The 2,694-nt window shown below is 49.5% G+C and carries 1 protein-coding gene; it reads right to left on the bottom strand.

What is annotated here, in order from left to right; all coding sequences use genetic code 11:
* Positions 1-185: 185 nt before the first annotated feature.
* A partial coding sequence (locus Xenpb_RS20230) for an RHS repeat domain-containing protein (RefSeq protein ID WP_255523213.1) occupies positions 186-2,694 on the bottom strand: 2,509 nt, incomplete at its 5' end.

Below are 2,694 nucleotides of genomic sequence, written 5' to 3' on the forward strand. Positions count from 1 at the left end.
TAATCGAATAGCCAGAAAACTGCTTTCTCACACGTTGGGTATTTTTGCCAATTTTAAACAAGGCAAAAGTCAACGCGACTTGCTTCAACAAGCCAAGGTTATAGGGTGTTAAAGTCGAGCATCGCGTTAGTATTAATAAGTGAATACAACCCTGTCCTATCGGACAGGGAATTATTTAATGATAGTTAACTCTTTGCTGCATTTTTCCTGGCTCGTTTTCTGGCCTTGTTTTTTGCATTTTTACTTACATAAACAGTTACCGTAGGGTCAAATATACTTCTATTTACAAAGTTAGGATCATTTAATAATGAAAACATCCCACCTGGGACGGTCACATTATGTTGAGCCAACACATTCTTAAGCTCTTTATTAGATGGGATTCTTCCAAGCACACCCATAAGTCTGGACAATATCATTTCTATCTTATTGGTGTTTGTTACATCAACACTCACTACTTCAGAATCATTCTTTAAATAGTAATAGGTATTCTTTACGCTGACGGAGTGATAAAACGAATCATTCGTTTTTTGTGATTCGCTATTGTTTCTTACCAAACTTGCCAGGTTATGATTATCATCAGATTCGGAAAAATAGGCCATTTGGTTGATTTGAATTGCCGATGATACATCATCGTTGTGCAATAATGAGCGCTGTGTATCGGCGTATGTCACATAATCGTTAGTCACTGTTAATTTGGTGAGATAGTCAGCTTCCGTCATTGGATGAACAGTGTTTCGATAAAATGTTCCTGTGTTACTGCCGATGTGTTTACGATGAGCCTCATCGTATTCCTGATAGGCATGTCCTAATCTTTCAAGGTTTTTAACCGCTTTGTTTAAAGAACCCGTCGCGCGGATGTCCTTCCCTCGACCCAGCCCATGGGCTGAGACTGTATGAAGAATGGTATGCTCAGAACTTAATACCGGTCTCGGTTCCGGTGGATTCTTATTAGAATTACCCGCTCTTGACTGAGTCACCCTAGGCACACTTTTCCCCTTATACAAACGGCTTACCTCATTTTTTCTATTGCCATGTGCCCCTTCATCACTAATATTCATTGAGTTAAACACATCGATAGGTAAAGAAATGGTGCCTTGCTCATCGTAGTAATTAACAGGATTATTCTTAACCATTCTGAACAGGTTTATCCCGTCCACGGTCCCTGCCGGATCTGCACTCAGCCACCGTCCCGCCCACGGCTGGTAATACCGGTATCCGTAGTAGTATAGCCCCGTCGCATCCCGCTCCTTGCTCGAGTGACGCATGACTTTGTAATCTGCTTCCGTCCGATTGCGTACTGTCCACACCGCTGTGCCACCGTACGGATAGTACTCTTCCAGGCTGATTACCTGCCCGTCACCGTCTACCTCTAGCCCACAGCTTCCCACCAGATTGTCGTAGCTATAGCGCATCTGATTATTACTGATGCCGTTTGGTTTCCCGCTTTCCCAATGCAGTACCCGCACCTGCGCACAGCTCGCCTCACCTACGATGATAACGTGCAGTGTCTCTTTTACCGTCGTACCATTTACCGAGGTGCGCAGCTCCAGTCCAGGCAGGTACAACGTGCACTGCGTCTGCGAGCCGTTAGCCGTCTGCTGAACGTGGGTTTTGATGAGGCGTTGACTGTCCGCACCATAACGATAGGATTCTTGATCGGAAGCCTGCCCATCACGCACGACTGGCGTCATCTTTAGCAGCTCACCCTTCGGCGTCCAGACGAGGTTCTGTCCCGGTTGCAACTGGTTCTGCTGCCCGCCAGCGGTGAACAGCGCATCTACCTTAGCCGGCTTTTCCGCCAGCGTGCCCAATACTGCCCGGTTGCTGTGATCTGAGACCGTGATGTCCGTGGTGTAGCTGTTGCCTGTGGTCGGGGCATTGTGGCGTATCTGCGTCAGATTGCCCCCACGGTCATAATTATAGGTGCGGGAATAGTTGCTGTAGGTACTGTTATCAATGAGGGAAGGGGTGGGTAATAAAGCGCTTTGTTGACCGATATTGGCCATTTCTCGCCCAGTGGCACTGACCAGCTGATACAGGCTATCATAGATATATGTGTTCTCCGGCACCACTTTCTGGTTACGCCAGAAACGGGGAGATTCCGCATTGTTAGTGACGCGTTGCACGTTCCCCACCGGGTCGTATTCATAGCGCAGGTCCTGCAACACCTTCACCCCCTGAGCATGCCCCTGTGGGCGTTCGACTTTTACGCCGACAAGACGCTGCGTCTCCGGCTCGTAGGTGTAGGCAGTCACCACACCATTGCCGTGCTCTTCGCGCAGTTTTTGCCCTGCGGCCGAGTAGGCCAGAGAGGTTACGATGGCCTGCTCTTTTTGCCCTTTCAGTGACAGCCAGCTACCCGTCAGCAATCCTGCCACATCATACGCCAGCCGCTGTACGTTACCCATTGCATCCGTACGGGTCAGTAATGCGCCCGTGGCATCCACCGTGCTCAGGGTGGTGAAGCTGTCCGGTGCCAGCAGGTCGTTCCAGGCGGGTTCATTGTCGCCCTGCCAGTCTGCGTCCGTACCGTCCGGCAACAGCTGACGCGTGATGGACAGTGGTGCGCCGTTAAGTGCAATACTGTCTGTTTGGTTCAGTCCAGCGGTGTCATAGTGACGCACGCACTGTCCAGCCAGGTTGCTGTTCTTCTCCGCCTGACTGTTCCCCGCCCAGACAAAACGTTCCGTGATA

Origin of the sequence: Xenorhabdus sp. PB62.4, from assembly GCF_014467285.1 — a bacterium.
Lineage (GTDB): Bacteria > Pseudomonadota > Gammaproteobacteria > Enterobacterales > Enterobacteriaceae > Xenorhabdus.